This window comes from Bosea sp. 29B (assembly GCF_902506165.1).
GTDB lineage: Bacteria > Pseudomonadota > Alphaproteobacteria > Rhizobiales > Beijerinckiaceae > Allobosea.
Map to the genome: position 1 here is coordinate 2,257,682 of NZ_LR733817.1, position 21,298 is coordinate 2,278,979.

The 21,298-nt window shown below is 67.3% G+C and carries 23 protein-coding genes; 19 read left to right on the forward strand and 4 right to left on the reverse strand.

Going from position 1 to position 21,298, the window contains the following annotated elements; genetic code table 11:
* The first annotated feature begins 72 nt into the window (after positions 1-72).
* The 6 genes from GV161_RS11045 to GV161_RS11070 all read left to right on the forward strand — a co-directional run bounded on the left by GV161_RS11045 (position 73) and on the right by GV161_RS11070 (position 4,719).
* Positions 73-414 carry a metalloregulator ArsR/SmtB family transcription factor gene (locus GV161_RS11045; protein ID WP_152013098.1) on the forward strand — a complete coding sequence of 114 codons (342 nt, stop codon included), beginning with the start codon at positions 73-75 and terminating at the stop codon, positions 412-414.
* Between the two features lie 8 nt (positions 415-422).
* Positions 423-896, forward strand: a complete 474-nt coding sequence (locus GV161_RS11050; RefSeq protein WP_152013097.1) for an SRPBCC family protein — start codon at positions 423-425, stop codon at positions 894-896.
* Positions 897-956: 60 nt separating this feature from the next.
* Entirely contained in the window at positions 957-1,625 is a 669-nt protein-coding gene (locus tag GV161_RS11055; RefSeq protein WP_152013096.1) for a glutathione S-transferase family protein, read from the forward strand.
* 46 nt (positions 1,626-1,671) lie between these two features.
* Positions 1,672-2,148, forward strand: coding sequence for an SRPBCC family protein (locus tag GV161_RS11060; protein WP_152013095.1), 477 nt, complete (start codon positions 1,672-1,674; stop codon positions 2,146-2,148).
* A 143-nt stretch (positions 2,149-2,291) separates the two neighbouring features.
* Entirely contained in the window at positions 2,292-4,085 is a 1,794-nt protein-coding gene (locus tag GV161_RS11065) for an SbmA/BacA-like family transporter (RefSeq protein ID WP_152013094.1), read from the forward strand.
* A gap of 70 nt (positions 4,086-4,155) precedes the next feature.
* Positions 4,156-4,719 (forward strand): hypothetical protein, encoded by a 564-nt coding sequence (locus tag GV161_RS11070; protein ID WP_201303009.1) that lies wholly within the window; start codon positions 4,156-4,158, stop codon positions 4,717-4,719.
* On the opposite strand, the gene GV161_RS11075 is transcribed toward GV161_RS11070, so the two are convergent.
* Positions 4,720-5,628: a LysR family transcriptional regulator gene (locus GV161_RS11075; protein ID WP_152013093.1), complete on the reverse strand. Its 909-nt coding sequence runs from the start codon at positions 5,626-5,628 to the stop codon at positions 4,720-4,722. It lies immediately after the preceding gene.
* A gap of 105 nt (positions 5,629-5,733) precedes the next feature.
* Between GV161_RS11075 and GV161_RS11080 the strand changes: the two genes are divergently transcribed.
* From GV161_RS11080 to phoB, 11 genes are all read left to right on the forward strand, one after another.
* A complete protein-coding gene (locus GV161_RS11080; RefSeq protein WP_244623936.1) occupies positions 5,734-6,957 on the forward strand; it encodes an MFS transporter in 1,224 nt (407 codons plus the stop codon).
* 318 nt (positions 6,958-7,275) lie between these two features.
* Positions 7,276-8,799, forward strand: coding sequence for an ABC-F family ATP-binding cassette domain-containing protein (locus tag GV161_RS11085; protein ID WP_152013092.1), 1,524 nt, complete (start codon positions 7,276-7,278; stop codon positions 8,797-8,799).
* 215 nt (positions 8,800-9,014) lie between these two features.
* Positions 9,015-9,962: a lysylphosphatidylglycerol synthase domain-containing protein gene (locus GV161_RS11090; RefSeq protein ID WP_244623935.1), complete on the forward strand. Its 948-nt coding sequence runs from the start codon at positions 9,015-9,017 to the stop codon at positions 9,960-9,962.
* A gap of 112 nt (positions 9,963-10,074) precedes the next feature.
* Positions 10,075-11,181, forward strand: coding sequence for a helix-turn-helix transcriptional regulator (locus tag GV161_RS11095; protein ID WP_159650218.1), 1,107 nt, complete (start codon positions 10,075-10,077; stop codon positions 11,179-11,181).
* Positions 11,182-11,272: 91 nt separating this feature from the next.
* A complete protein-coding gene (locus tag GV161_RS11100; RefSeq protein ID WP_152013089.1) occupies positions 11,273-12,325 on the forward strand; it encodes an ATP-binding protein in 1,053 nt (350 codons plus the stop codon).
* 108 nt (positions 12,326-12,433) lie between these two features.
* Positions 12,434-13,459, forward strand: coding sequence for a phosphate ABC transporter substrate-binding protein PstS (pstS, locus tag GV161_RS11105; RefSeq protein ID WP_152013088.1), 1,026 nt, complete (start codon positions 12,434-12,436; stop codon positions 13,457-13,459).
* 113 nt (positions 13,460-13,572) lie between these two features.
* Positions 13,573-14,541, forward strand: a complete 969-nt coding sequence (gene pstC / locus GV161_RS11110; protein WP_152013087.1) for a phosphate ABC transporter permease subunit PstC — start codon at positions 13,573-13,575, stop codon at positions 14,539-14,541.
* Between the two features lie 14 nt (positions 14,542-14,555).
* Entirely contained in the window at positions 14,556-15,446 is an 891-nt protein-coding gene (gene pstA, locus GV161_RS11115) for a phosphate ABC transporter permease PstA (protein WP_244623934.1), read from the forward strand.
* Between the two features lie 28 nt (positions 15,447-15,474).
* Entirely contained in the window at positions 15,475-16,275 is an 801-nt protein-coding gene (gene pstB, locus GV161_RS11120) for a phosphate ABC transporter ATP-binding protein PstB (RefSeq protein WP_152013086.1), read from the forward strand.
* A 37-nt stretch (positions 16,276-16,312) separates the two neighbouring features.
* The gene (phoU, locus tag GV161_RS11125; protein WP_152013085.1) at positions 16,313-17,035 is read left to right on the forward strand and encodes a phosphate signaling complex protein PhoU; all 723 of its coding nucleotides are present in this window, start codon (positions 16,313-16,315) and stop codon (positions 17,033-17,035) included.
* A 27-nt stretch (positions 17,036-17,062) separates the two neighbouring features.
* Complete coding sequence (gene phoB / locus GV161_RS11130) at positions 17,063-17,761, forward strand: phosphate regulon transcriptional regulator PhoB (protein ID WP_091835441.1); 699 nt, start codon at positions 17,063-17,065, stop codon at positions 17,759-17,761.
* A gap of 9 nt (positions 17,762-17,770) precedes the next feature.
* Here phoB and GV161_RS11135 read toward each other — a convergent pair whose 3' ends face one another.
* Together GV161_RS11135 and GV161_RS11140 are read right to left on the reverse strand one after the other, a co-directional pair.
* Entirely contained in the window at positions 17,771-18,091 is a 321-nt protein-coding gene (locus tag GV161_RS11135) for a YnfA family protein (RefSeq protein ID WP_152013084.1), read from the reverse strand.
* An 8-nt stretch (positions 18,092-18,099) separates the two neighbouring features.
* The gene (locus tag GV161_RS11140) at positions 18,100-18,525 is read right to left on the reverse strand and encodes an NUDIX hydrolase (protein ID WP_201303010.1); all 426 of its coding nucleotides are present in this window, start codon (positions 18,523-18,525) and stop codon (positions 18,100-18,102) included.
* A 72-nt stretch (positions 18,526-18,597) separates the two neighbouring features.
* Here GV161_RS11140 and GV161_RS11145 point away from each other — a divergent pair, with 72 nt between their 5' ends.
* The gene (locus GV161_RS11145) at positions 18,598-18,915 is read left to right on the forward strand and encodes a hypothetical protein (RefSeq protein WP_152013082.1); all 318 of its coding nucleotides are present in this window, start codon (positions 18,598-18,600) and stop codon (positions 18,913-18,915) included.
* A 75-nt stretch (positions 18,916-18,990) separates the two neighbouring features.
* Here GV161_RS11145 and GV161_RS11150 read toward each other — a convergent pair whose 3' ends face one another.
* A complete protein-coding gene (locus GV161_RS11150) occupies positions 18,991-19,539 on the reverse strand; it encodes a GcrA family cell cycle regulator (protein ID WP_152013081.1) in 549 nt (182 codons plus the stop codon).
* A gap of 545 nt (positions 19,540-20,084) precedes the next feature.
* Here GV161_RS11150 and GV161_RS11155 point away from each other — a divergent pair.
* A complete protein-coding gene (locus GV161_RS11155; RefSeq protein WP_152013080.1) occupies positions 20,085-21,296 on the forward strand; it encodes an aspartate aminotransferase family protein in 1,212 nt (403 codons plus the stop codon).
* Positions 21,297-21,298 lie beyond the last annotated feature (2 nt).

Below are 21,298 nucleotides of genomic sequence, written 5' to 3' on the forward strand. Positions count from 1 at the left end.
CCGGGAAAAGAAACTTTAGCAGTCTCTAAAGTTTCTGCTGGACAGGGCACGTGAGCGGAGATACTTAAGCGCATGCTTCACCAACCAGAGCAGCTCGACCTGATGTTCCAGGCGCTGGCGGACCCGAACCGCCGGCAGATGGTGCAACGGCTCTGCGAGGGGCCGGCGAGCGTCAGCGAGCTTGCCCAGCCCTTGCAGATGACGCTGTCGGCGGTGGTGCAGCATCTCGCCGTTCTGGAAGGAGCGGGGCTGGTGCGTACGCAGAAGATCGGGCGGGTCCGCACCTGCCAGCTCGACACGCAGGCACTGCGAGCGGCGGAGCGCTGGATCAGCGAGCGCCGCGCCCTCTGGGAGCGACGCTTCGATCGGCTCGGCGCCTTCCTTGCCGAGCAGGACCAGGATTTGAAGGACTGAGACGGACAATGACCGAACGGAGCGCCATCCACGCCGATTTCACCATCGAGCGGCGCTATCCGGCGAGCCCGGCCCGCGTCTTTGCCGCCTTTGCCGATCCGGTCGCCAAACGGCGCTGGTCGACCTGCCATGATGAGGGCGGGCTCGGCGAATACAGCCTCGATTTCCGCGAGGGCGGCTTCGAGACGATGCGCGGTGCGCCCGGACCGGGCAGCGTCTATGCGATGCGGGCGATCTATCATGAGATCGTGCCGCGTGAGCGCCTCGTCTACTCCTACGAGATGTTCCGCGACGATCTGCGCATCTCGGTCTCGCTGGTGACGCTGGAGTTCCGCGGCGAAGGCGCCGGCACCCGCCTCGTCTTCACCGAGCAGTCCGTTTTCCTCGACGGCCATGACAGCCCGCAAATGCGCGAGCAGGGCACCGGCATCGGCTTCGACCGGCTCGCGGCGGAATTGGCGCGGGAAACCACGCCCGCCTGACCATTCCGATCAATTCAGACCTTTCAACCCGCGCCGATCCGGCCGCAGGAAGGACCAGTCATGTCTTTGACGCTCTATTTCCATCCACTGTCATGCTACTGCCAGAAGGTGCTGGTGGCGCTCTACGAGAACGGCACGCCGTTCACGCCGAAGCTGGTCAATCTCGGCGATCCCGGCGAGCGCGCCGAGTTTCTCGCACTCTGGCCGATCGGCAAGTTCCCGCTGTTGGCAGACGGTGCGCGGCTGGTGCCCGAGAGCAGCGTGATCATCGAATATCTCGCTCTGCACCATGCCGGCCCGGAGGCGGTGCTGCCGGAGAATCCGGTTGCGGCGCTCGATGTCCGCCGGCTCGACCGCTTCTTCGATCTCTATGTCACCACCCCGATGCAGAAGATCGTGCTCGACCGTATCCGCCCTGCGGACAGCAAGGACCCGCCCGGCGTCGAGGAGGCCAGACAGATGCTGAAGCGCGCCTATGGCGTGCTCGAAGCCGAGTTCGACGGCCGGACCTGGGCGACGGGCGAGAGCTTTAGCATGGCCGACTGCTCGGCCGCGCCGGCCCTGTTTTATGCCGAGCGCTGCGTCTCGTTCCAGGGCGGTTATCCGCGCCTTGCCGCCTATTTCGAGTGCCTGCGGACAAGGCCGTCCTTCGCCCGTGTGCTGGCCGAAGCCGAGCCCTTTTTCCAGTTCTTCCCGCGCAATCCCGGCGATGCCGAGCTTTTCCGCTAGCCCGATCCGCTTCGACCCTCACCACCACCCAAAGGAAACAACAACCATGACCAGCAATCCCGTCGTCCATGCCAGCTTCACCCTCGAGCGCAGCTATGCCGCATCCCCGGCACGCGTCTTCGCTGCCTTCGCCGACCCCGCGCAGAAGCGGCGCTGGTTCGCCGAAGGGGAGGGCTGGGAGATCGAGCAGTTCGACGTCGATTTCCGTGTCGGCGGCCATGAGCGTAGCCGCTTCCGCTTCCAGGGCGGCCCGCCGATCACCAATGACAGCGTCTACCAGGTGATCCAACCGAACGAGCGTATCATCCTCGCCTACACAATGACGATCGACGGCGCACCGATCTCGGGCTCGTTGCTGACCATGGAGTTCGTCCCCGAGGGCAGCGGCACGAAATTCGTCTTCACCGAGCAGGGCGCCTATCTCGACGGCAAGGACGCTCCCGTCCAGCGTGAGGAGGGCTCGCGCGAGCTGCTCGAGGCGCTGGCGAAGCTGCTCGGCGAGCCGGTGAACACGGCGGCGTGAGGCGACGCAGGCTGAATGGAGCGCCGACTCCATTCAGCCACAGTTCATCCCCGGCCCGCTAACCGGCATGCTGGCGGCATCTGAACCGGGAAAACCCGGCGGATGCCGCCTCCGATGTCGCGATCCGGGGGGATCACTCGACTGTGCTGAAGGCCGTCGAACCGAACACCGTGCCTGCCGGCCCGCCATCCGACTGGCAGGTCACAAAAAGCTTCGCCCGTCTCACCGGCGGCTTCTGGCGCGGCGGCACCGCCGGCCGCGCCTGGCTCTGGTCGCTGACGCTGGCGAGCGCGATCATCCTCTCCGTCTTTGCCAACGTCACCGTCAACCGCTGGAACGGCTGGTTCTTCGACGCGCTTGAGAAGAAGGATGGCGAGAGCGCGCTGATCGCCATGGCCGTCTTCCCGGTGCTGGTGCTGATCGCGGCCGGCCTCGGCGTCATCATCCTGATCTCGCGCGAGACCTTCCAGGTCCATTGGCGCGCCTATGTCACCGCCAAGCTGGCCGATGGCTGGATCGGCGAGCGCCGCTTCTATCGCCTTGGCCTCTCTGGCTACGAGCCGGCCAATCCCGAATACCGCATCGCCGACGATGTCCGCTGGGCGACCGAGCCGGTGGTCGACTTCGCCATCGGCCTGCTTTCGGCGGTGATCACCGCGATCACCTTCATCGGCATTCTCTGGTCGATCGGCGGCTCGCTCAGCGTCGAGGCGCATGGCGTTCCCTTCGAGATCCCCGCCTATATGGTGCTGGCGGCGATCATCTACGCCGTACTGGTCTCCGGCCTGATCACCTGGGTCGGCCGGCCGCTGCCACGCCTGATCGCCGCCCGCAACGAGGGCGAGGCGCGGCTGCGATTCTCGCTGATGCGCATCCGGGACCATGGCGAGACGATCGCGCTGTCGCGGGCCGAGACCGGTGAGCGCCGCGCCGTCGCCGCGACCTACGATACTTTGGTGACCCGCTGGCTCGCCATGATCCGCCAGCGCGGCCGGCTGACCTGGATCACCAATGGCAGCGGGGCCTTGGTGCCGGTGGTGCCGCTGCTGCTGGCGGCGCCGAAATACCTCTCGGGCGAAATGTCGCTGGGCGATGTCGTCCAGGTCGCCGCCGCCTTCGTCGCCGTGCAGAACGCCTTCAACTGGGTGCTCGACAACTTCATGCGCATCGCCGAATGGCTGGCTTCAGCGCGGCGCGTCAATGAGCTCGCCGTCGCGCTCGGCGCGATCGAAGCCGGTGCGGCCGAGAGCGACATCGCCGTCCTCGCCAGCGAAGACGGGGGCTTGCGGCTAGACGAGCTGACCCTGACCGATCGCGACGGCCGCACCTTGCTCGCGGATGTCTCGACTACCGTGCCCGCCGGCGCGACGCTGCATGTCGCCGGCGAGCTCGGCCATGGCAAGGCTGCCCTGATCCAGGCGGTGGCGGGCCTCTGGCCCTGGGGGCGCGGCGCCGTGGCTCTGCCGGATGGCGCGCGCATCGCCGTGCTGCCGCAGCATCTGCATCTCTCCGAAGGCAGCCTGCGCGCCGCGCTCGACCCGATCGGCGGGCACAGCGACGACGAGGCCGCCGCCGCATTGCGGCATTACGGCCTCTTCAGCCTGGTGTCGCAGATCGATCTCGCGCACGACTGGGACAAGGCGCTGACCACTGGCGATCGCCAGCGTCTCGCTCTGGCACGCGCCGAATTGGCAAGGCCCGACATCCTCGTGCTCGACGAGGCGACGAGCGGGCTCGAAACCGAGGCGGCGCTCGAACTGCTCTCCCGGCTCAGGCTGGCGCGGCCTGATGCGGTGATGCTGCTGATCGGCCAGAGTCCCGGCTTCGCCGAGGCGGCCGATCATCACCTCACCATGCGCCGCGCCGGCGGCGTCGCCCGCATCGCCTCGTCCGACATGCCGCGCCCGGCCACACGGGCCGAAGCCGGCGGCGGCTGACGCTTGGGCCTGTCCACGCTTTTCCCATCCGCGCCGGCTGGACCGGCCTCTTTCAAAACGGAGCCATCGCATGCTGAACATCTGGGACGTCTATTGGGGCCTGCGGGTCGAGCAGTGCCCCTGCGACGTGCATTTCGTCGAATGGCTGGAGGAGCAGGGCCTGACCGGCAAGCGCATCTACCATTTCGGCACCGGCGGCCATCACTATGTCGGCATCCGCTGCGCCGAGCCCGAGCTGGACTGCACCGTGCTCGGGATCACCGCCTCGCCCAAGGAATACGAGGCCTTCGTCAAGCTCGCGATCGACAATCCGACGATCACCAAGACCTATTCAGCCTATTTCGGCGACATCTACACCAGCAATGCCCGGCTCTTGCCGCGCTTCGACATCGTCACGCTGTTCCACTCCTGCGAGTTCCGCAGCGAGAAGAACGACGCCTATGGCGCGCTGACCGATCTCGAGGTGATGCAGCTCTTCACCGACCAGACCGATGCCGGCGGCTACATCCTGTTCTACACCGGCTCCTTCGCCTATGAGAGTGCCAAGCCGATCATCGCGGACTGGGCGAAGTCGCGGCAGGTCGAGGAGATCGGCGAGTTCAAGACGCTGCGCGTCTTCCGCAAGACTGCCTGATCAGGCGAGAAGGCCCAGCCCGGGGCGCAGCCCGTCGAGCAGCGCCTGCCGGAACAGCGCGATCGGCTGCGCCAGCCGGCCGGCCGGCGGCCGGTGCAGCAGCCAGGACCGCACGCGCGGCCGGAAATCGGGCGCGTCGATGACGTCGACCGCGTCGCGCCACGGGCTGTCCTGGAGAGCCGCCGGCGTGACGATGCCGATGCCGTGGCCGCGCGCGACCAGCGACAGGCGCAGATCGGCGCTGAGTGCCTCGACGCCGACCTGGAAGTGGAGATGCGCGGCCTCGAATTGCTGCCGGATGGAGGCGCGGAAGCCGCAGCCATTGGCATTCATCACCCAGGCATAGCGAGCCAGCATGGCAAGGTCGGCAGGCCGTGGCACCCGCAGCGACGGCGCCGCGACCAGCAGCACCTCCTGCGGGCCGAGATCGTCGCAGGCCAGCTCATCCGGTGGGGCGAGCCCGTCGGCGAGACAGAGCGCGGTCGCATCGAGCTCGTTGCGCAGGGTCTGTTCGAGCAGCTGCGGCGACCAGCCCATGGTGATGCGCAAGGTCAGTTGCGGAAAGGCGGCGCGCAGCCGGTCGAGCGGCACCGCCAGCGCGGCCTCCGACAGATAGGGCATGATCCCGAGCCGGAATTCGCCGCGAAGCTGGCCTTCGGGCGCGACGCCGGCCTTCAGGTCGGCGACCGAGCGCAACACGCGCAGGCCCTGCTCATAGGCCTCGCGCCCGGCACGGGTCGGCCGCAGAGGCTTGGATTGCCGATCGAGCAGCACCGCGCCGAGGCCATCTTCGAGGTTCTGGATTCGGCGGGTGACGCCGGGCTGGGTCAGGTTGAGCCTGGCCGAGGCGCCGATGATCGAGCCGGTCTCGACGACCGCGACATAAGCCTCCAGGTCGCGCAGATTCATAGCAATCCCGCATAATCATTATCGTGACAATCGATTTGTAGCATAATACTGAAGGCGAATAAAGTTCTCCGACGATATGCGAGTCCCTATGTCGGAGCTGTCATCGTGTCTGCCCAAGATCAGGCCCTCTGCCCATCCCTGCCGAAGACGCCAGACGGACATGGGCTTTCGGCGGCGCTGACCTTGCTGTTCGCCATCGCGGTCGGCGTCATCGTCACCAACCTGTTCGCGCCGCAGACGCTGGTCGGAGCGATCGGTGCGAGCTTCGGCCTGCCGGAAGCGGCGAGCGGCCTCGTCGCGATGGCGCCGCTGCTGGGCTACGCCGCCGGCTTGCTCCTGCTGGTGCCGCTCGCCGATCTCGTCGAGAATCGCGCTCTGGTCCTGCGCATGCTGTCATGCGCGATCCTCACCGCGGCGCTGGTGGCCTTCGCGCCGGGTCTGCCGGCGCTGCTCATCCTGATGGCTGCCCTCGGCGCGGCCTGTTCCGCCATCCAGATCCTGGTGCCGATTGCGGCTGGGATGGTGTCTCCCGCCCGGCGCGGCGCTGTGATCGGCGATGTGATGAGCGGTCTGATGGCCGGCATTCTGCTGGCGCGGCCGCTCGCCAGCCTCATCGCCGATGCCTGGGGTTGGCGTGCCTTCTTTGCCGTCAGCGCGGGCGCCATGGCGCTGTTGACGCTCGTCCTTGCGGGCAATCTGCCGCGCCGCCAGCCGCAGGCGCGGACGAGCTATCCGTCTCTCCTCGCTTCGCTCTGGCATCTCCTGCGGCAGGAGCAGGTGCTGCGGCGGCGGGCACTGTCGGCGGCGCTGGTGATGGCGAGCTTCAGCCTGATCTGGACGGTCGTCGCCCTGCGGCTGGTCCAGCCGCCTTTCCTGCTCGGCCAGCGCGGCATCGCCTTGTTCGCCTTGGCCGGCGCCGGCGGCGCGCTGGCGACGCCGTTCTTCGGGCGCTTCGGCGATCGTGGCTGGACCCGGCCAGCGACACTGACGAGCCATCTTCTGATGCTGGCGGCGCTCGCGTTGCTGGGCTGGGCCGGAACGAGCGATCATCTCGCCATGCCGGTGGCCCTTGCCGGGCTCGTGCTCGGCATCATCCTGCTCGATATCGGTGTCGTCGGAGACCAGACACTCGGCCGTCGCGCAGTCAACCTATTGCAACCGGAGGCGCGCGCCCGGCTGAACGGGCTGTTCGTCGGCATCTTCTTCCTCGGCGGCGCTCTCGGCTCGGCGCTGGCCGGCCTGAGCTGGGCCTGGAGCGGCTGGCTCGGCAGCTGCGCGGCTGCGGCCGTCTTCGGGCTGGCGGCGCTGGTCGTTGGCTATCGCGAATAGGAGCGCTGGCTTGTACATCCCGGCGATTGGCGCTAGCTCTCGCCAATCGATCCACTCGAAACCAAGGAGGGCTGCGTGATCACGTTCTTTCGTCACCATCGTCAGCGCGGCCCCGTTCAGGCCCTGCAAGCCGGCTTGCAGGGCTGACCGTACAGGCGATCCTTTTTAGGTCTCTTCCAGGTCTGCCCTTCGTGAGGGCGTAGCGTTTCCGCTGCGCCTCATCCCCTCATCGAGCCAGGCGCTCCGCATTCGTGACGCTCCGGGGCAAGGACCCCGGCCGAATGGCGACGCGCGGCTCGGGCAGTTCCGAGACCGACCATGACCCTGATCACCTTGCGCAATCTCGGCGTCACGCTGGGCGCGCCCCTGTTCTCCGACCTCTCTTTTTCCCTTGTAGCCGGCGACCGCCTCGGCCTCGTCGCCGCCAATGGCCGCGGCAAGTCGACCTTGCTGCGCTGCCTCGCCGGTTCGCTCGAATCGTCCGCCGGTGAGATCACCCGCTCGCGCGGCCTGCGCATCGGCCATGTCGAGCAGGACACGCCGCCGAAGTTGCTGGAGCAGCCCGTCGATCGGCTGCTGCTCGATCAACTGCCGGCGGAGCAGCGCGAGAGCGAGCATTGGCGCGTCGAGGTCGCGCTCGACACGCTGTCCGTGCCGCCCGAACTGCGCCGGCGCCCGCTCGGGCAGCTGAGCGGCGGCTGGCAAAGGCTCGTCCTGCTCGCGCGCGCCGGCATCGCCGAGCCGGACCTGCTGCTGCTCGACGAGCCGACCAACCATCTAGACCTCGCGCGCATCGGCCTGCTGGAAAGCTGGCTCGCCGCCCTGCCGCGCGACATGGCGGTGATCCTGTCGAGCCATGACCGCGCCTTTCTGGACACGGCGACCAATCGGACGCTGTTTCTGCGCCAGGAGCGCTCGCAACTGTTCGCGCTGCCCTATTCGCCGGCGCGTGCTGCGCTTGAGGAGACCGATGCGGCGCAGGCGCGCCAGCACGAACGCGACCTCAAGGCCGTCCAGCAGATGCGGCGGCAGGCGGCGAAGCTGAACAATCTCGGCATCAATTCCGGCAGCGACCTGCTACTGAGCAAGACCAAGCAGCTCAAGCGCCGGGCCGACGAGCTCGAAGCGACGGCGCGTCCGGCTGATCGCGAGCGCTCTGCCGGCGCGATCAGGCTCGCCAGCAGCGCGACCCATGCGCGGGCGCTGGTCGAGCTCGACGACGTCACGGTCGAGACGCCAGACGGGCGGCTGCTGTTCAGGAGCGGCAAGCGCTGGATCAGCCCGGGTGATCGTGTCGTGCTGCTCGGCCTCAACGGCGCTGGCAAGTCGCTGTTCATCGCCATGCTCCACGCTGCCATTCATGGCGAGGAGCGGTCTGGTATGAGGACGACGCCCTCTCTGGTGCTCGGTTATGCCAGCCAGAGCCTGGCGGAATTGCCCGACGCCGACACGCCGCACGACCTGATCAGCCGGCGCTTCGATGTCGGCGACCAGCCGGCCCGCGGCCTGCTCGCCGGTGCCGGCATCGCCATCGATCGCCAGACCGGGCCGATCGGCGCGCTCTCCGGTGGGCAGCGGGCGCGACTCGCCATGCTGGCGCTGCGTCTCGCCAGGCCGAATTTCTACCTGCTGGACGAGCCGACCAACCATCTCGACATCGAGGGGCAGGAAGCCCTGGAGGCCGAACTCACCGCCGGCGAGACCAGTTGCCTGCTGGTCTCGCATGATCGCAGCTTCGTCCGGGCCATCGGCAACCGCTTCTGGCGGATCGACAAGCGTCGGCTGGTCGAGGTCGACGATCCCGAGGCCTTCTTCCAGGAGGCGATGGAAGCGGAGGGCTGATCATCTACCATAGTCGCCATGAGGCCGGCGCGTCCTGCGCCGGCCTCATGGCGCGCATTCGTCGCGCTGTCTTGTCTTGTGCATCGCGGCGAAGGCGCTATTTCTCGGGTCCGGCCGCCAGGCCAGCCGCCAGCAACCCGCCTTGCTCGCCGCGTTCTGCGTGCGTGCGCAACCCGACAAGAGCACTGATGTCGTTCGGCCCGCACGAGCCAGGAATGCCGTTGCGCAAGCGCAGCCGCTGGTGGTGGCTCGGTCCGCTCGCCTCTTCGGTGATCTTCGCCGCCTCGCTGGTGGTGCTCTATTACATCGTCCGCGAGATCGAGCCCGGCGAGCTCGCCCGTGCTTTCGCCAATGCCAGCCAGCGCCAGCTTCTGCTGGCGCTCGGCTTCACCGCGCTGAGCTATCTGCTGCTCACCGGCTATGACGCGCTGGCGCTGCGCCGGCTCGGCCTGTCGATCCCCTATCGGACGACGGCGCTCGCCTCCTTCACCAGCTATTCCGTCGCCTTCACGCTGGGCTTCCCGATCGTGACCGGCGGGACCGTGCGCTACTGGGTCTATTCGTCCAAGGGCGTGCGCGCCTCGGAAGTCGCCAGCCTCACCGTGATCGCCGGCCTGACCTTCTGGCTCGGGCTCGGCATGATCCTCTGCGCCAGCCTGTTCTATGCGACGGAGTCGGTCGCCGTGCTGGCGCGGACCTCGCCGCTGGTGATCCAGGCGGTCGGCACCGCCGTTGCGATCGGCACGGCGGGCTATCTCTTCTGGGTCGCGACCGGCGAGCGCACCTTGCGGGTCAGCGGCTGGAACCTGCCGCTGCCGGGGCTGGGCGTGACCCTGGCGCAGATGCTGCTGGGCGCTGCCGAGGTCTGCGCTGCCGCTGCCGTGCTCTACGTGCTGCTGCCGGGCGGACACAACCTGCCCTATGAGAGCTTCCTGGCGGCCTACATCTTCGCCTGCCTGATCGGCATCGCCAGCCATGCGCCGGGCGGGCTCGGCGTCTTCGAGGCGACAATGCTGATCGCGCTCAGCCGCTTGCCTTTCGAGCAGGTGCTCGGCGCGCTGCTGCTTTTCCGCATCATCTACTACATCCTGCCCTTCATCCTGGCGCTGGTGCTGCTGGCGCTGAACGAGATGATCCGGCGCATCCGGCGGCACGAGATCTGACGCCGCCTCAATTGTGCTGATTGGGCAAGCTCGTCCTTGACGCGGCTGCTGGTCGACGCCACCTCGATTCTGCCGGGCCTGTGTCGAGGAAGCCGCCGGCTCGGGGTAAGTGGTGGACGCGACGAACCTCATCGACGAGATCTACGAGGCCGCCGTCGTGCCGGAACGATGGGCTGATGTGCTCGACCGGCTGGCGGCGAGAGCCGGCGGCGTCGGCACGATCCTGTTCGCGGCGTCTCCGAGCCGGTTCCAGTGGACCTCCTCGCAGGCCATCCACGCCGTCGCGGCCGAATGGGTCGCTTCGCCCTTCGTCGCGGACAATCTGCGAGGCAAGCGCCTGGTCCCGCTCTACGAACCGCGTTTCCTGACCGATCTCGACGCGATTGCGCCCGAGGAGCTGGAGCAGGATCCGTTCTATCGCGATTTTCTCAGGCCGCGCGGCTGGGGCTGGTGCGTCGGCACCTCGATCCACTCGACCAGCGGCGACAGTATCGTCTTCTCGATCGAGCGCCTCTACGCCGACGGCCCTGTTCCGCGCGAGACGGCCGCCGCGCTCGACCAGTTCCGGCCGCATCTGGCGCGGGCTTCGATCATCGCGGCGCGTCTTGGCCTCGAGCGGGCGCGTGCCAGCGTCGCGGCACTGGAGCTGATCGGCCTGCCGGCAGCCATCATCACGGGCCGCCATAGCGTGCTTGCTGCCAATGAGCTGATCACCACCTGCGGCGCGTTCGAGATCGGCGCCTTCGACCGCGTGCGTCTCTCCGATCCCGCGGCGAACGAGCGCCTGCAGCTGCATCTCGACGTGGCAGGGGACGCCGGGCTGTCGTTCCCGATCCGGGCGACCGGCGAGCGGCCCGCCTTCGTCGCGCATCTGGTTCCGCTCAGGCGGGCCGGGCTCGACGTTTTCTCCGGCGCTGCTCAGCTGTTCTACCTCACCGAAGTCGGACGTGGCGCGGCGCCGTCCGCGGCCATCCTCGAAGCGCTGTTCGATCTCAGCCCGGCGGAGGCGAAGGTCACGCGGTTGCTCCTGTCGGGCGGCACGGTCGCCGGCATCGCCAGCAGCCACGGCATCCGGCCCGAAACCGTGCGGGGCCAGCTCAAATCCGTCTTCGCCAAGACGGGGGTGCGCCGCCAGGCCGAGCTGATCCAGCTCCTCGGTGGCATTCAGTCTCCCGGTGGCCCGGGTTTCGGCTTGTCGGCCCCCATCGCCGGCGAATAGCGCTTCGTTCTGCGCGGGGGGAATTGCGCTGCACCACCGCTCCGGCCTATGACGCCTCGCCGCAGGCCACGCATCGGAAGGCAGGAACCGCATGCACGCTTTGGTCGACCCGAAGGCGCCGGTCACGGCGGCGCTGATCGAGGCCATCGGCGTTCCCGCCGTATTGCTCGACCCGCAGGGCGTGATCCAGGCGCTGAGCCCGACGGCGCCGGCGCTGGTCACGGCGCTCGCCAAGGGCAAGCCGCTCGCTCTGGTGATGCGCGATCCCGACCTGATCGATGCGATCGAGCAGGTCTCGCGTCATGGCGGCCGCCGTGCGGTCGAATTGATCGAGCGCGTTCCGGTCGAGCGCACCTTCCGCATCCATATCGCCGCGCTTGCCGGCAGCGGCTGGCGCCGGGCCGTGCTCCTCACTTTCGAAGATCTCAGCGAGCAGCGCATGACCGAGCGCATGCGCGTCGATTTCGTCGCCAATGCCAGCCATGAACTGCGCACGCCGCTCGCCTCCGTGCTCGGCTTCGTCGAGACCCTGCAGGGCCCGGCCCGCAACGATGCCGTGGCGCGCGACCGCTTCCTGACGATCATGCGCGAGCAGGGCCTGCGCATGGCCCGTCTCGTCGACGACCTGCTCTCGCTGTCGCGCATCGAATTGCGCGCCCATCTCGCGCCGGAGACGCCGGTCGACTTCTCCAGCATCGCCCGCGAGATCCTCGACTCGCTCGTGCTGATGGCGCGTGAGCGCGATGTGACGCTGAAGCTCGACGTTCCGCAGCAGCCCGTCACCGTCGCCGGCGACCGCGACGAATTGCTGCGGCTGATGGAGAACCTGGTCGAGAACGCGATCAAATACGGCCAGCGTGGCGGCGAGGTCGGCATCACCGTCGCGATCTCCGGCGATGAGGCCAGCCTCAGCGTGCGCGACGACGGTCCCGGCATCGCGCCGGAGCACCTGCCGCGCCTGACCGAGCGCTTCTACCGCGTCGACACCGCCGCGAGCCGCGAGGCCGGCGGCACCGGCCTTGGCCTCGCCATCGTCAAGCACATCGTCCTGCGCCATCGCGGCCGCCTGACGATCGAGAGCGTGGTCGGCCAAGGCGCGACCTTCCGGGCGATCCTGCCGCGCCTGCCCGATGCAGTCCGTTAACGATTTGTGACGACGGCCGGCTCACTTTCATGACGATGTGTCATCCAGCTGTCATACAGCCGGTGTTCTAGCAGGGCCGCTGCACTTGCGACCTTTAGAGGACACCTCATGCGCAAACTTCTCATTCTCGCGGCCGCCGCCGTCGGCCTGTCGGGCTTCGCCCAGGCTGCCGACATCACCGGCGCCGGCGCGACCTTCCCCTTCCCGATCTACTCCAAATGGGCCGAGGCCTATAAGAAGGAGAGCGGCATCGGCCTGAACTATCAGTCGATCGGCTCGGGCGGTGGCATCCGCCAGATCAAGGCGAAGACCGTCGCCTTCGGCGCCACCGACGCCCCGCTCAAGGGCGAGGACCTGACCAAGGACGGCCTGATCCAGTTCCCGACCGTGATGGGCGGCGTCGTCCCCGCGATCAACATCGCCGGCGTCGAGCCGGGCAAGCTCAAGCTCTCGGGCGAGCTGATCGCCGAGATCTATCTCGGCAACATCAAGAAGTGGAACGACCCGAAGATCGTCGCGCTGAACGGCGACCTGAAGCTGCCCGACGCCAACATCAACCCGGTCTACCGTTCGGACGGCTCGGGCACGACTTTCGTCTTCACCGATTACCTCTCCAAGGTCTCGGCCGACTGGAAGACGAAGATCGGCACCAACACGGCCGTGCAGTGGCCGGTCGGCATCGGCGGCAAGGGCAATGAGGGCGTCTCGGCCTCGGTCAAGCAGGTCGCCAACTCGATCGGCTACGTCGAATACGCTTATGCCAAGCAGAACAAGCTGGCCCACGCCCTCGTCAAGAACGCCGACGGCAACTTCCCGGCGCCGGACGACAAGGCCTTCCAGGCCGCCGCCGCCAATGCCAACTGGAACGAGGCTCCCGGCTTCGGCATCTCGCTGAACAACCAGAAGGGCGCCCAGGCCTGGCCGATCACCTCCGCCACCTTCCTGCTCGTGCACGCCAAGCCCGAGAAGCCGGAAGAGGTGCAGGCCGCGCTGAAGTTCGTCGACTGGGCCTATAAGAGCGGCGACCAGCTCGCCCTCGACCTCGACTACGTGCCGCTGCCGGCCAACGTCAAGGACCAGGTCCGCAACGCCTGGAAGGGCGTGACCGACCCGGCGGGCAAGCCGATCTTCTGATCGCTTCCGCGTGACGATACGGGGGCGGGGGCCGGACAAGGGCCCCCGCTTCCACGACGACCAGAGCCTCGTTTCGATCCGATAGTCGCCTTTCGAGACCGGAGTAACCACGGATGTCTGCCGTGACCGACCAGTACGCCGCGCCGAGCGCGCCGGTGCGCAAGACCCCGATGGGGACCTTCGATCTCATCTTCCGCAATGCCAGCCTGCTGGCGGCGCTGTTCGTGCTGGTGCTGCTCGCCGGCATCATGCTCTCGATGGTCATCGGCGGCTGGCCTGCCTTCCGCGAATTCGGTTTCGGCTTCATCACCTCCAGCGTCTGGGACACCCAGAACGACCAATATGGTGCCTGGCCCGCCATCGTCGGCACCCTCTCGACCGCGTTGATCGCGCTCGTCGTCGGCGTCCCGCTCTCGCTGGGGATCGCCGTCTTCCTGACCCAGCTGGCGCCGCCCTGGTTCAAGCAGCCGGTCTCGACCGCGATCGAGTTGCTCGCCGCCGTGCCCTCGATCATCTACGGCATGTGGGGGCTGTTCGTCTTCGCGCCGCTGTTCGCGGCCTATGTCCAGATCCCGCTCTCGAACATCGTCGAGGGCATGCCGATCATCGGCACCGTTCTGTATTCGCGCTCGCCCTCGGGCCTGGGCATCCTGACCGCCGGGATCATCCTGGCCTTCATGATCATCCCCTTCATCGCCTCGATCACCCGCGACATGCTCGACCAGATCCCGTCGGTGCTGCGCGAGAGCGCCTACGGCATCGGCGCGACGACCTGGGAGGTCGTCCGCCACGTCCTGGTGCCGCAGGCCGGCGTTTCGATCATCGGCGCCGTCATGCTCGGCCTCGGCCGCGCGCTCGGCGAGACCATGGCGGTGACCTTCGTCGTCGGCAACGCCAACCGGCTCTCGCCCTCGATCCTGGATCCCGGCTCGACCATCGCCTCGCGCATCGCCAACGAGTTCAACGAGGCGCTCGGCCTGCAGCTCAACTCGCTGATCGCGCTCGGTTGCATCCTGTTCTTCGTCACCTTCGTCGTCCTCGTCATCGCGCGCCTCCTGGTCGCGCGGGTGAAGCGCTACTGAGCGGAGCTGGACCCATGACCATGGCGACATCCACCAAGACCATGACCGCGCCGCATGTCGAATGGGGCCGCGTGCGCCCCGCGCGCCGCACCGCAGACCGGATGATGAAGATCATCGCGACGAGCTTCACCCTGATCGCGATCGTCGTGCTGTTCTGGATCCTCGGCATGCTGATCGTGAAAGGATTGGGCGGGCTCTCCGCCTCGACCTTCACCCAGATCACGCCGGGGCCGGGCACGGAGGGTGGCGGCCTCGCCAACGCCATCGTCGGCTCGATCGTGCTGACCTTCCTCGGTATTGCCGTGGCGACGCCGATCGGCGTGCTCGCCGGCACCTACCTGGCCGAATACGGCAAGGCCTCCAAGCTTGCCGAGCTCATCCGCTTCATCAACGACATCCTGCTCTCGGCGCCTTCGATCCTGATCGGCCTGTTCGTCTACGTGATCATGGTCGAGCCGTTCCGCGGTTATTCCGGCTGGGCTGGCGGCGTTGCTCTCGGCATAATCGCGATCCCGGTGATCGTGCGGACCACCGAGGACATGCTGCGCCTTGTTCCCGGCTCCCTGCGCGAGGCGGGCGCTGCGCTCGGCGCCCCGCCCTCCGTCGTCATCACCTCGGTGACCTGGCGGGCGGCGAAGTCGGGCATGGTCACCGGCATCTTGCTGGCCCTCGCCCGCATCGCCGGCGAGACTGCGCCGCTGATCTTCACGGCGCTCAACAATAATTTCTGGTTCTCGCCGAACCTCGTCGGCGGCGTCTCCAACCTGCCGGTGACGATCTATCAGTTCGCCTCCGCCCCTTACGAGAACTGGCAGCAGCTCGCCTGGGCGGGATCGCTGATCATCACCGTCTCAATCCTCGTGCTTTCCATCATCGCCCGGCGCATCGTGCGCGGCGGCAAGTGATAAGCGTCCGATCGGAAGGACCATGCAGATGCTTTCGACCCTTGAACTGAGCCCGCAGACGCTGGACGCCGAAGCTCCCGTTCGCATCGCCGTCAAGAACCTCGATTTCTACTACGGCGAGCACAAGGCGCTGAAGAACATCAACCTCGACTTCCGTGACCGGCACGTCACCGCGCTGATCGGCCCGTCGGGCTGCGGCAAGTCGACCCTGCTGCGCATCTTCAACCGCATCTACTCGCTCTATCCCGAGCAGAAGGCGACCGGCGAGATCCTGCTCGACGGCCGCAACATCATCTCCAACAATGTCGACGTGAACGAATTGCGCTCGCGCATCGGCATGGTCTTCCAGAAGCCGACGCCGTTCCCGATGTCGATCTACGACAACGTCGCCTTCGGCATCCGCCTCTACGAGAAGCCGCCGAAGTCGGAGCTCGACGACCGCGTCGAGGGCGCGCTGCGCCGTGCCGCCCTCTGGGACGAGGTCAAGGACAAGCTGAAGAGCTCCGGCATGGGCCTCTCCGGCGGCCAGCAGCAGCGCCTGTGCATCGCGCGCACCATCGCGCAGAAGCCCGAGGTCATCCTGTTCGACGAGCCGACCTCGGCGCTCGACCCGATCTCGACCGGCAAGATCGAGGACCTGCTCGAGCAGCTGAAGAGCGACTTCACCATCGTCATCGTCACCCACAACATGCAGCAGGCGGCGCGCATCTCGCAGTACACCGCCTTCATGTACCTTGGCGAGGTGATCGAGTTCGACGCCACCAACAACATCTTCATGAACCCGCATAAGAAGCAGACGCAGGACTACGTCACCGGCCGTTTCGGTTGACATTCCGAAGCGTCGGCAAGCCCCAAGGATACGCCCCATGTCCGACCATATCGTCCGCTCCTACGACGCCGATCTCGAAGGGCTGCGCCGCAGCCTCGCCGAGATGGGCGGCATGTCCGAGCGCATGCTCGGCGACTCCACCGTGGCGCTGGTGCGCCGCGACACCGCGCTCGCCCAGAAGATCATCAGCGCCGACCAGCGCCTCGACAATCTCCAGCGCGAGGTCGAGGAAAAGGCGGTGCTGACCATCGCCCGCCGCCAGCCGCTGGCGAACGACCTGCGCGAGCTGATCTCGGCGATCCGCATCGCCGCCGACATCGAGCGTGTCGGCGACCTCGCCAAGAACATCGCCAAGCGCGCCGTCGCGATCTCCGGCCAGTTCTCGCCGCCGCATCGCGCCGTGGTCGGCCTCGAGCATATGAGCCGCCTGGTTCAGGCCCAGCTCAAGGACGTGCTCGACGCTTATGCCGCTAGCAACGAGCAGAAGGCGATGGATGTCTGGCGCCGCGACGACGAGATCGACGCGCTCTACACCTCGCTGTTCCGCGAGCTCCTGACCTATATGATGGAAGATCCGCGCAACATCACCTTCTGCACGCACCTCCTGTTCTGCGCCAAGAATGTCGAGCGCATCGGCGATCACACCACCAACATCGCCGAGACCATCCACTACCTCGTCACCGGCCAGTCCATGGACGAAACCCGGCCGAAGCTCGACACCACCAACATCCTCGTCGACCTGCCGGCAGCCAATGGCTGAACTGGCGGGGCTTGAACGGACCCTGACATGCCCGCACGCATCCTGATCGTCGAGGACGAGGAGCCGCTCACCCTGCTGCTGCGCTACAATCTTGAGGCCGAGGGCTTCGAGGTCGACAGCGTGGCGCGCGGTGACGACGCCGAATTGCATCTGCGCGACCATACGCCCGATCTCGTCCTGCTCGACTGGATGCTGCCCGGCCTCTCCGGCATTGAGCTCTGCCGGCGCCTGCGCACGCGCCGCGACACCGAGCGCGTGCCGATCATCATGCTGACGGCCCGCGGCGAGGAGACCGAGCGCGTGCGCGGCCTTGCCACCGGCGCCGACGACTATGTCGTCAAGCCCTTCTCGCTGCCCGAGCTGATCGCCCGCATCCAGGCGCTGCTGCGCCGTGCCAAGCCCGGCCACGTTGCCGGCTTACTTGCTGCCGGCGATCTCGAACTCGACCGCACCACCCGCCGTGTCCGCCGTGCCGGGGCCGAGCTGCATCTCGGACCGACCGAGTTCCGCCTGCTCGAGTTCCTGATGCAGGCGCCGGGCCGGGTCTATTCCCGGGCGCAATTGCTCGACGCCGTCTGGGGCCGCGACGTCTATATCGACGAGCGCACCGTCGACGTTCATGTCGGGCGCCTGCGCAAGGCGATCACGCCCGCCAATGCCAAGGACCCGCTGCGCACGGTGCGCGGCGCCGGCTATGCCTTCGACGAGACTTTTGCGCGAAGTTGAGCGCTTCTGTCAGCGCGGCGCGGCGACGATCACCGCCGCGCCGGCGAGGCAGAGCGCGGCGCCGGCCAGGTCGTAGTGGTCGGGCGCGATCTTCTCGACCAGCGCCATCCAGGCCAGCGACGCCACAATATAGACGCCGCCATAGGCGGCGAAGGCGCGCCCGGCGGCTGGATTGTCGAGCAGGGTCAGCAGCCAGGCGAAAGCCGCGAGCGATCCCAGGCCCGGCAGCAGCCACCAGACCGGCTTGCCGAGCTTGAGCCAGGCCCAGAAGGCGTAGCAGCCGGCGATCTCCGCCAGCGCCGCGCCTGCGTAGGTCGCGAATGTCGCCATGCTGATGCCTACGCTTCCGGCCCGAAAGCCGCGGCCAGCCGGGCGAAGACCGGGCGATAGGCCTCCGATGCCAGCGGGGTCAGCGATCGGACCTGATCGAAGGTGAACCAGCGGATCTCGTTATGCTCGTCATTGCTGATCCTGGGCTCGCCGCCGGTCCATTCGATGACCGCGAACAGATGCCAGAGTGCGGGCGTGACGCCATCCGTCTCGGTCGTCTCGATCGTCTCGAAACGGCGGAAGACCGTCGTCGTGACGCCGAGCTCTTCCTGCAGCTCGCGGACGAGGGCGGCCTCGACGGCCTCGCTTGGCTCGACATGGCCGCCGATCGTATCCCAGCAGGAGGGGCGGTTCCGGCGGTGCGGAGCCCGCAAGCCCAACAGGAGCTGCCCATCCCGGATCGGCAGCGCGCAGGCATATTCGACAGGACCCATGCTCTCTCCTTGCCGTTTGGCGTTCGGTTGCATCGGCTGGACGACGATGCGCGGTTCCCGCAGATTGCCTTCATGCGCTTCACCAAATGGGACTATATCGCCTTTCCCTTTCTCGCCGCGCTGTTGATCGGCGTCGGCTATGGCGCGCTCCGCCTGGTCGGCTTCTTCGGTCTCGGCATACTCGGCCTGGTCATCGCGTTCATCACGGTGCGGATGGATCTGGAAGGGGATGGCGGTCCCGAGCAGTTCAAGGCCAGGGACCACATGTCGCGGGCCGAGAAGGCCGCTGATCAAGCCGAGAAGGCCTCGCGCCTGCAGCCGCTCTTCGTGGCGCAGGTCGTCGCGGCGGGCTTCGTCATCCTGGGCTTCGGATTTCACTTCCTGCTTTGACACAGGAACTGCCTCGACAACGAAAAGCCGGCCTTTCGGCCGGCTTTCATGGTCGTGCCACTCAGTTCCGAGCGCTCAGGCGCGGATGGGCTTGCGGTCGCGGCGCCGGTCGGCTGCCGGCTGGTAGGCGATCCGGGCGTGATAGGTGCAATAGGGCATGCCGGTCGCGCTGCGGCCGCCGCAGAAGCGGAACTCCGGCGTGGTCGGGTCGCCCATCGGCCAGCGGCACATATATTCGCGCAGATCCATGATCGTGACCCGCTCGGAGAACGGCACGACCACGTCCTCGGCCGGCGCCGGAGCGCGTTCGACCTGTGCTTCGGCCGCGATCTCGGGCGCGAACTGCGGGGCCAGCGCGGTGTTGCCGCGAGTCAGCCCAGAGCCACCGTTCTGATGGCCGGCCGGGTGGCTCGGTGGGCGGGCCGCTGGCTTGCGCGGGCGCGGCGTGGCCGAGCCGGGGCTCTTGGCCCGGCCGGACAAGCCGAGACGGTGAACCTTCCCGATGACGGCGTTGCGCGTGACGCTGCCGAGCTCGGCAGCGATCTGGCTTGCGCTCAGGCCGTCATTCCAGAGCTTCTTGAGCAGTTCGACGCGTTCGTCGGTCCAGGCTCCGGCTTCGGTCATGGGGTTGCACCTGTCTTCGTCATGCTTCGCCAGCGGGCCGGCGAGGCATAGGGAGAGATCATGGCGGAATCCGATACCGGCAGCGTCCGTTACAAAACGGAAGCCGTTACGCCCGGAACTGACGATACAGGAGACGCCGCACGAGATGTCGTATCTGACGAAGAGGACCATACAAGATGGCCTGACTCGGCCACAAGAGTCGCCGAATCGTAATTCGGCTTTTCCCCAGCCAATCGCCGCAGACGGCCGGACAGTGAGTCTATTCGGCAACGCTGCCGCGAGGTCAGCCGGAATTGACAGGGCCGGGCCGGTTTTGCATAGTCACCCGACGCAGCCGCCCCCAAGGGCGGCGCTTATGTTTTTGAGCGATCGGGATTTTCCTTTGATGCGGCTTGACGCGCGACGAGACGGCGGGAGCGGCCAGCGACGATAATGTCGCCGGCGGGTCGCATCGTGCCGGCATCATGCCGCCTTGCGTCCCACCCTGCCGTTCCCGGCCCGAGATTCCGCGCTACCTTCCTGTCTCGCCGCAAGGATTTTGCTCCATGAGCACCGTTTCCGCTTCTTCCGTTCTCCTGCCGACCTATGCCCGCGCCCCGATCGCGCTCGAGCGTGGCGAGGGCGCCTGGGCGATCACCGCCGATGGCACCCGCTATCTCGATTTCGGCGCCGGCATCGCCGTCAATTCGCTCGGCCACGCCCATCCGCATCTGGTCGAGGCGCTGACCCAGCAGGCGCAGCGCATCTGGCACACCTCCAACCTCTACACGATGCCCGAGGGCGAGAAGCTCGCCCGCCGGCTCTGCGAGGCGACCTTCGCTGAACGCGTTTTCTTCACCAATTCGGGCGCCGAGGCGAACGAGTGCGCGATCAAGATGGCGCGCAAGTACCACGCCGCGAAGGGCCATCCCGAGCGCTTCCGGGTCGTCACCTTCGAGGGCGCCTTCCATGGCCGCACGCTCGCGACCATCGCCGCCGGTGGCCAGCAGAAATACATCGACGGCTTCGGCCCAAAGGTCGACGGCTTCGACCAGGTGCCGTTCGACGACGAGGCGGCGCTGAAGGCCGCGATCGGGCCGGAGACCGCCGCGCTGATGATCGAGCCGATCCAGGGCGAGGGCGGCCTGCGCTCGGTGCCGATGCGTGTCCTCAAGCAGCTCCGCGAGCTCTGTGACGAGCACGGGCTGATGCTGATCTTCGACGAGATCCAGACCGGCGTCGGCCGCACCGGCAAGTTCTTCGCCTATGAGCATTACGGTGTCGCCCCCGACATCATGTCGATCGCCAAGGGCATTGGCGGCGGCTTCCCGATGGGCGCGTGCCTCGCCACCGAGGAGGCGGCGTCGGGCATGACGCTGGGCACGCATGGCACCACCTTCGGCGGCAATCCGCTCGCCATGGCGGTCGGCAATGCCGTGCTCGACGTCATCCTGGCTGATGGTTTCCTCGACCATGTCCAGAAGACGGCCTTGCGCCTGCGCCAGTCGCTGGCCCAGCTCAAGGATCAGCATCCTCAGGTGATCGAGGAGATCCGCGGCGAGGGGCTGATGCTCGGCCTCAAGCTCAAGACCCCGAACACCGATTTCGTCGCGCAGGCGCGGGCCGCCGGCCTGCTCGTGGTCGCCGCCGGCGACAATGTCGTGCGCCTGCTGCCGCCCTTGATCATCGGCGAGAGCGAAGTGGCCGCGGCGGTGGCGCGGCTCGACAAGGCGGCTGGCGCGGTCGAGGCGGAGTTCGCCCGGCCGGCGGCGGAGTGAGC

What these genes read in the sequence shown, in the direction of transcription:
- GV161_RS11045 (WP_152013098.1), top strand. Translation starts at nt 73, where the DNA reads ATGCTTCACCAACCAGAGCAGCTCGACCTGATGTTCCAGGCGCTGGCG.
- GV161_RS11050 (WP_152013097.1), top strand. Translation starts at nt 423, where the DNA reads ATGACCGAACGGAGCGCCATCCACGCCGATTTCACCATCGAGCGGCGC.
- GV161_RS11055 (WP_152013096.1), top strand. Translation starts at nt 957, where the DNA reads ATGTCTTTGACGCTCTATTTCCATCCACTGTCATGCTACTGCCAGAAG.
- GV161_RS11060 (WP_152013095.1), top strand. Translation starts at nt 1,672, where the DNA reads ATGACCAGCAATCCCGTCGTCCATGCCAGCTTCACCCTCGAGCGCAGC.
- GV161_RS11070 (WP_201303009.1), top strand. Translation starts at nt 4,156, where the DNA reads ATGCTGAACATCTGGGACGTCTATTGGGGCCTGCGGGTCGAGCAGTGC.
- GV161_RS11075 (WP_152013093.1), bottom strand. Translation starts at nt 5,628, where the DNA reads ATGAATCTGCGCGACCTGGAGGCTTATGTCGCGGTCGTCGAGACCGGC.
- GV161_RS11085 (WP_152013092.1), top strand. Translation starts at nt 7,276, where the DNA reads ATGACCCTGATCACCTTGCGCAATCTCGGCGTCACGCTGGGCGCGCCC.
- GV161_RS11090 (WP_244623935.1), top strand. Translation starts at nt 9,015, where the DNA reads ATGCCGTTGCGCAAGCGCAGCCGCTGGTGGTGGCTCGGTCCGCTCGCC.
- GV161_RS11100 (WP_152013089.1), top strand. Translation starts at nt 11,273, where the DNA reads ATGCACGCTTTGGTCGACCCGAAGGCGCCGGTCACGGCGGCGCTGATC.
- pstS (WP_152013088.1), top strand. Translation starts at nt 12,434, where the DNA reads ATGCGCAAACTTCTCATTCTCGCGGCCGCCGCCGTCGGCCTGTCGGGC.
- pstC (WP_152013087.1), top strand. Translation starts at nt 13,573, where the DNA reads ATGTCTGCCGTGACCGACCAGTACGCCGCGCCGAGCGCGCCGGTGCGC.
- pstA (WP_244623934.1), top strand. Translation starts at nt 14,556, where the DNA reads ATGACCATGGCGACATCCACCAAGACCATGACCGCGCCGCATGTCGAA.
- pstB (WP_152013086.1), top strand. Translation starts at nt 15,475, where the DNA reads ATGCTTTCGACCCTTGAACTGAGCCCGCAGACGCTGGACGCCGAAGCT.
- phoU (WP_152013085.1), top strand. Translation starts at nt 16,313, where the DNA reads ATGTCCGACCATATCGTCCGCTCCTACGACGCCGATCTCGAAGGGCTG.
- phoB (WP_091835441.1), top strand. Translation starts at nt 17,063, where the DNA reads ATGCCCGCACGCATCCTGATCGTCGAGGACGAGGAGCCGCTCACCCTG.
- GV161_RS11135 (WP_152013084.1), bottom strand. Translation starts at nt 18,091, where the DNA reads ATGGCGACATTCGCGACCTACGCAGGCGCGGCGCTGGCGGAGATCGCC.
- GV161_RS11140 (WP_201303010.1), bottom strand. Translation starts at nt 18,525, where the DNA reads ATGGGTCCTGTCGAATATGCCTGCGCGCTGCCGATCCGGGATGGGCAG.
- GV161_RS11145 (WP_152013082.1), top strand. Translation starts at nt 18,598, where the DNA reads ATGCGCTTCACCAAATGGGACTATATCGCCTTTCCCTTTCTCGCCGCG.
- GV161_RS11150 (WP_152013081.1), bottom strand. Translation starts at nt 19,539, where the DNA reads ATGACCGAAGCCGGAGCCTGGACCGACGAACGCGTCGAACTGCTCAAG.
- GV161_RS11155 (WP_152013080.1), top strand. Translation starts at nt 20,085, where the DNA reads ATGAGCACCGTTTCCGCTTCTTCCGTTCTCCTGCCGACCTATGCCCGC.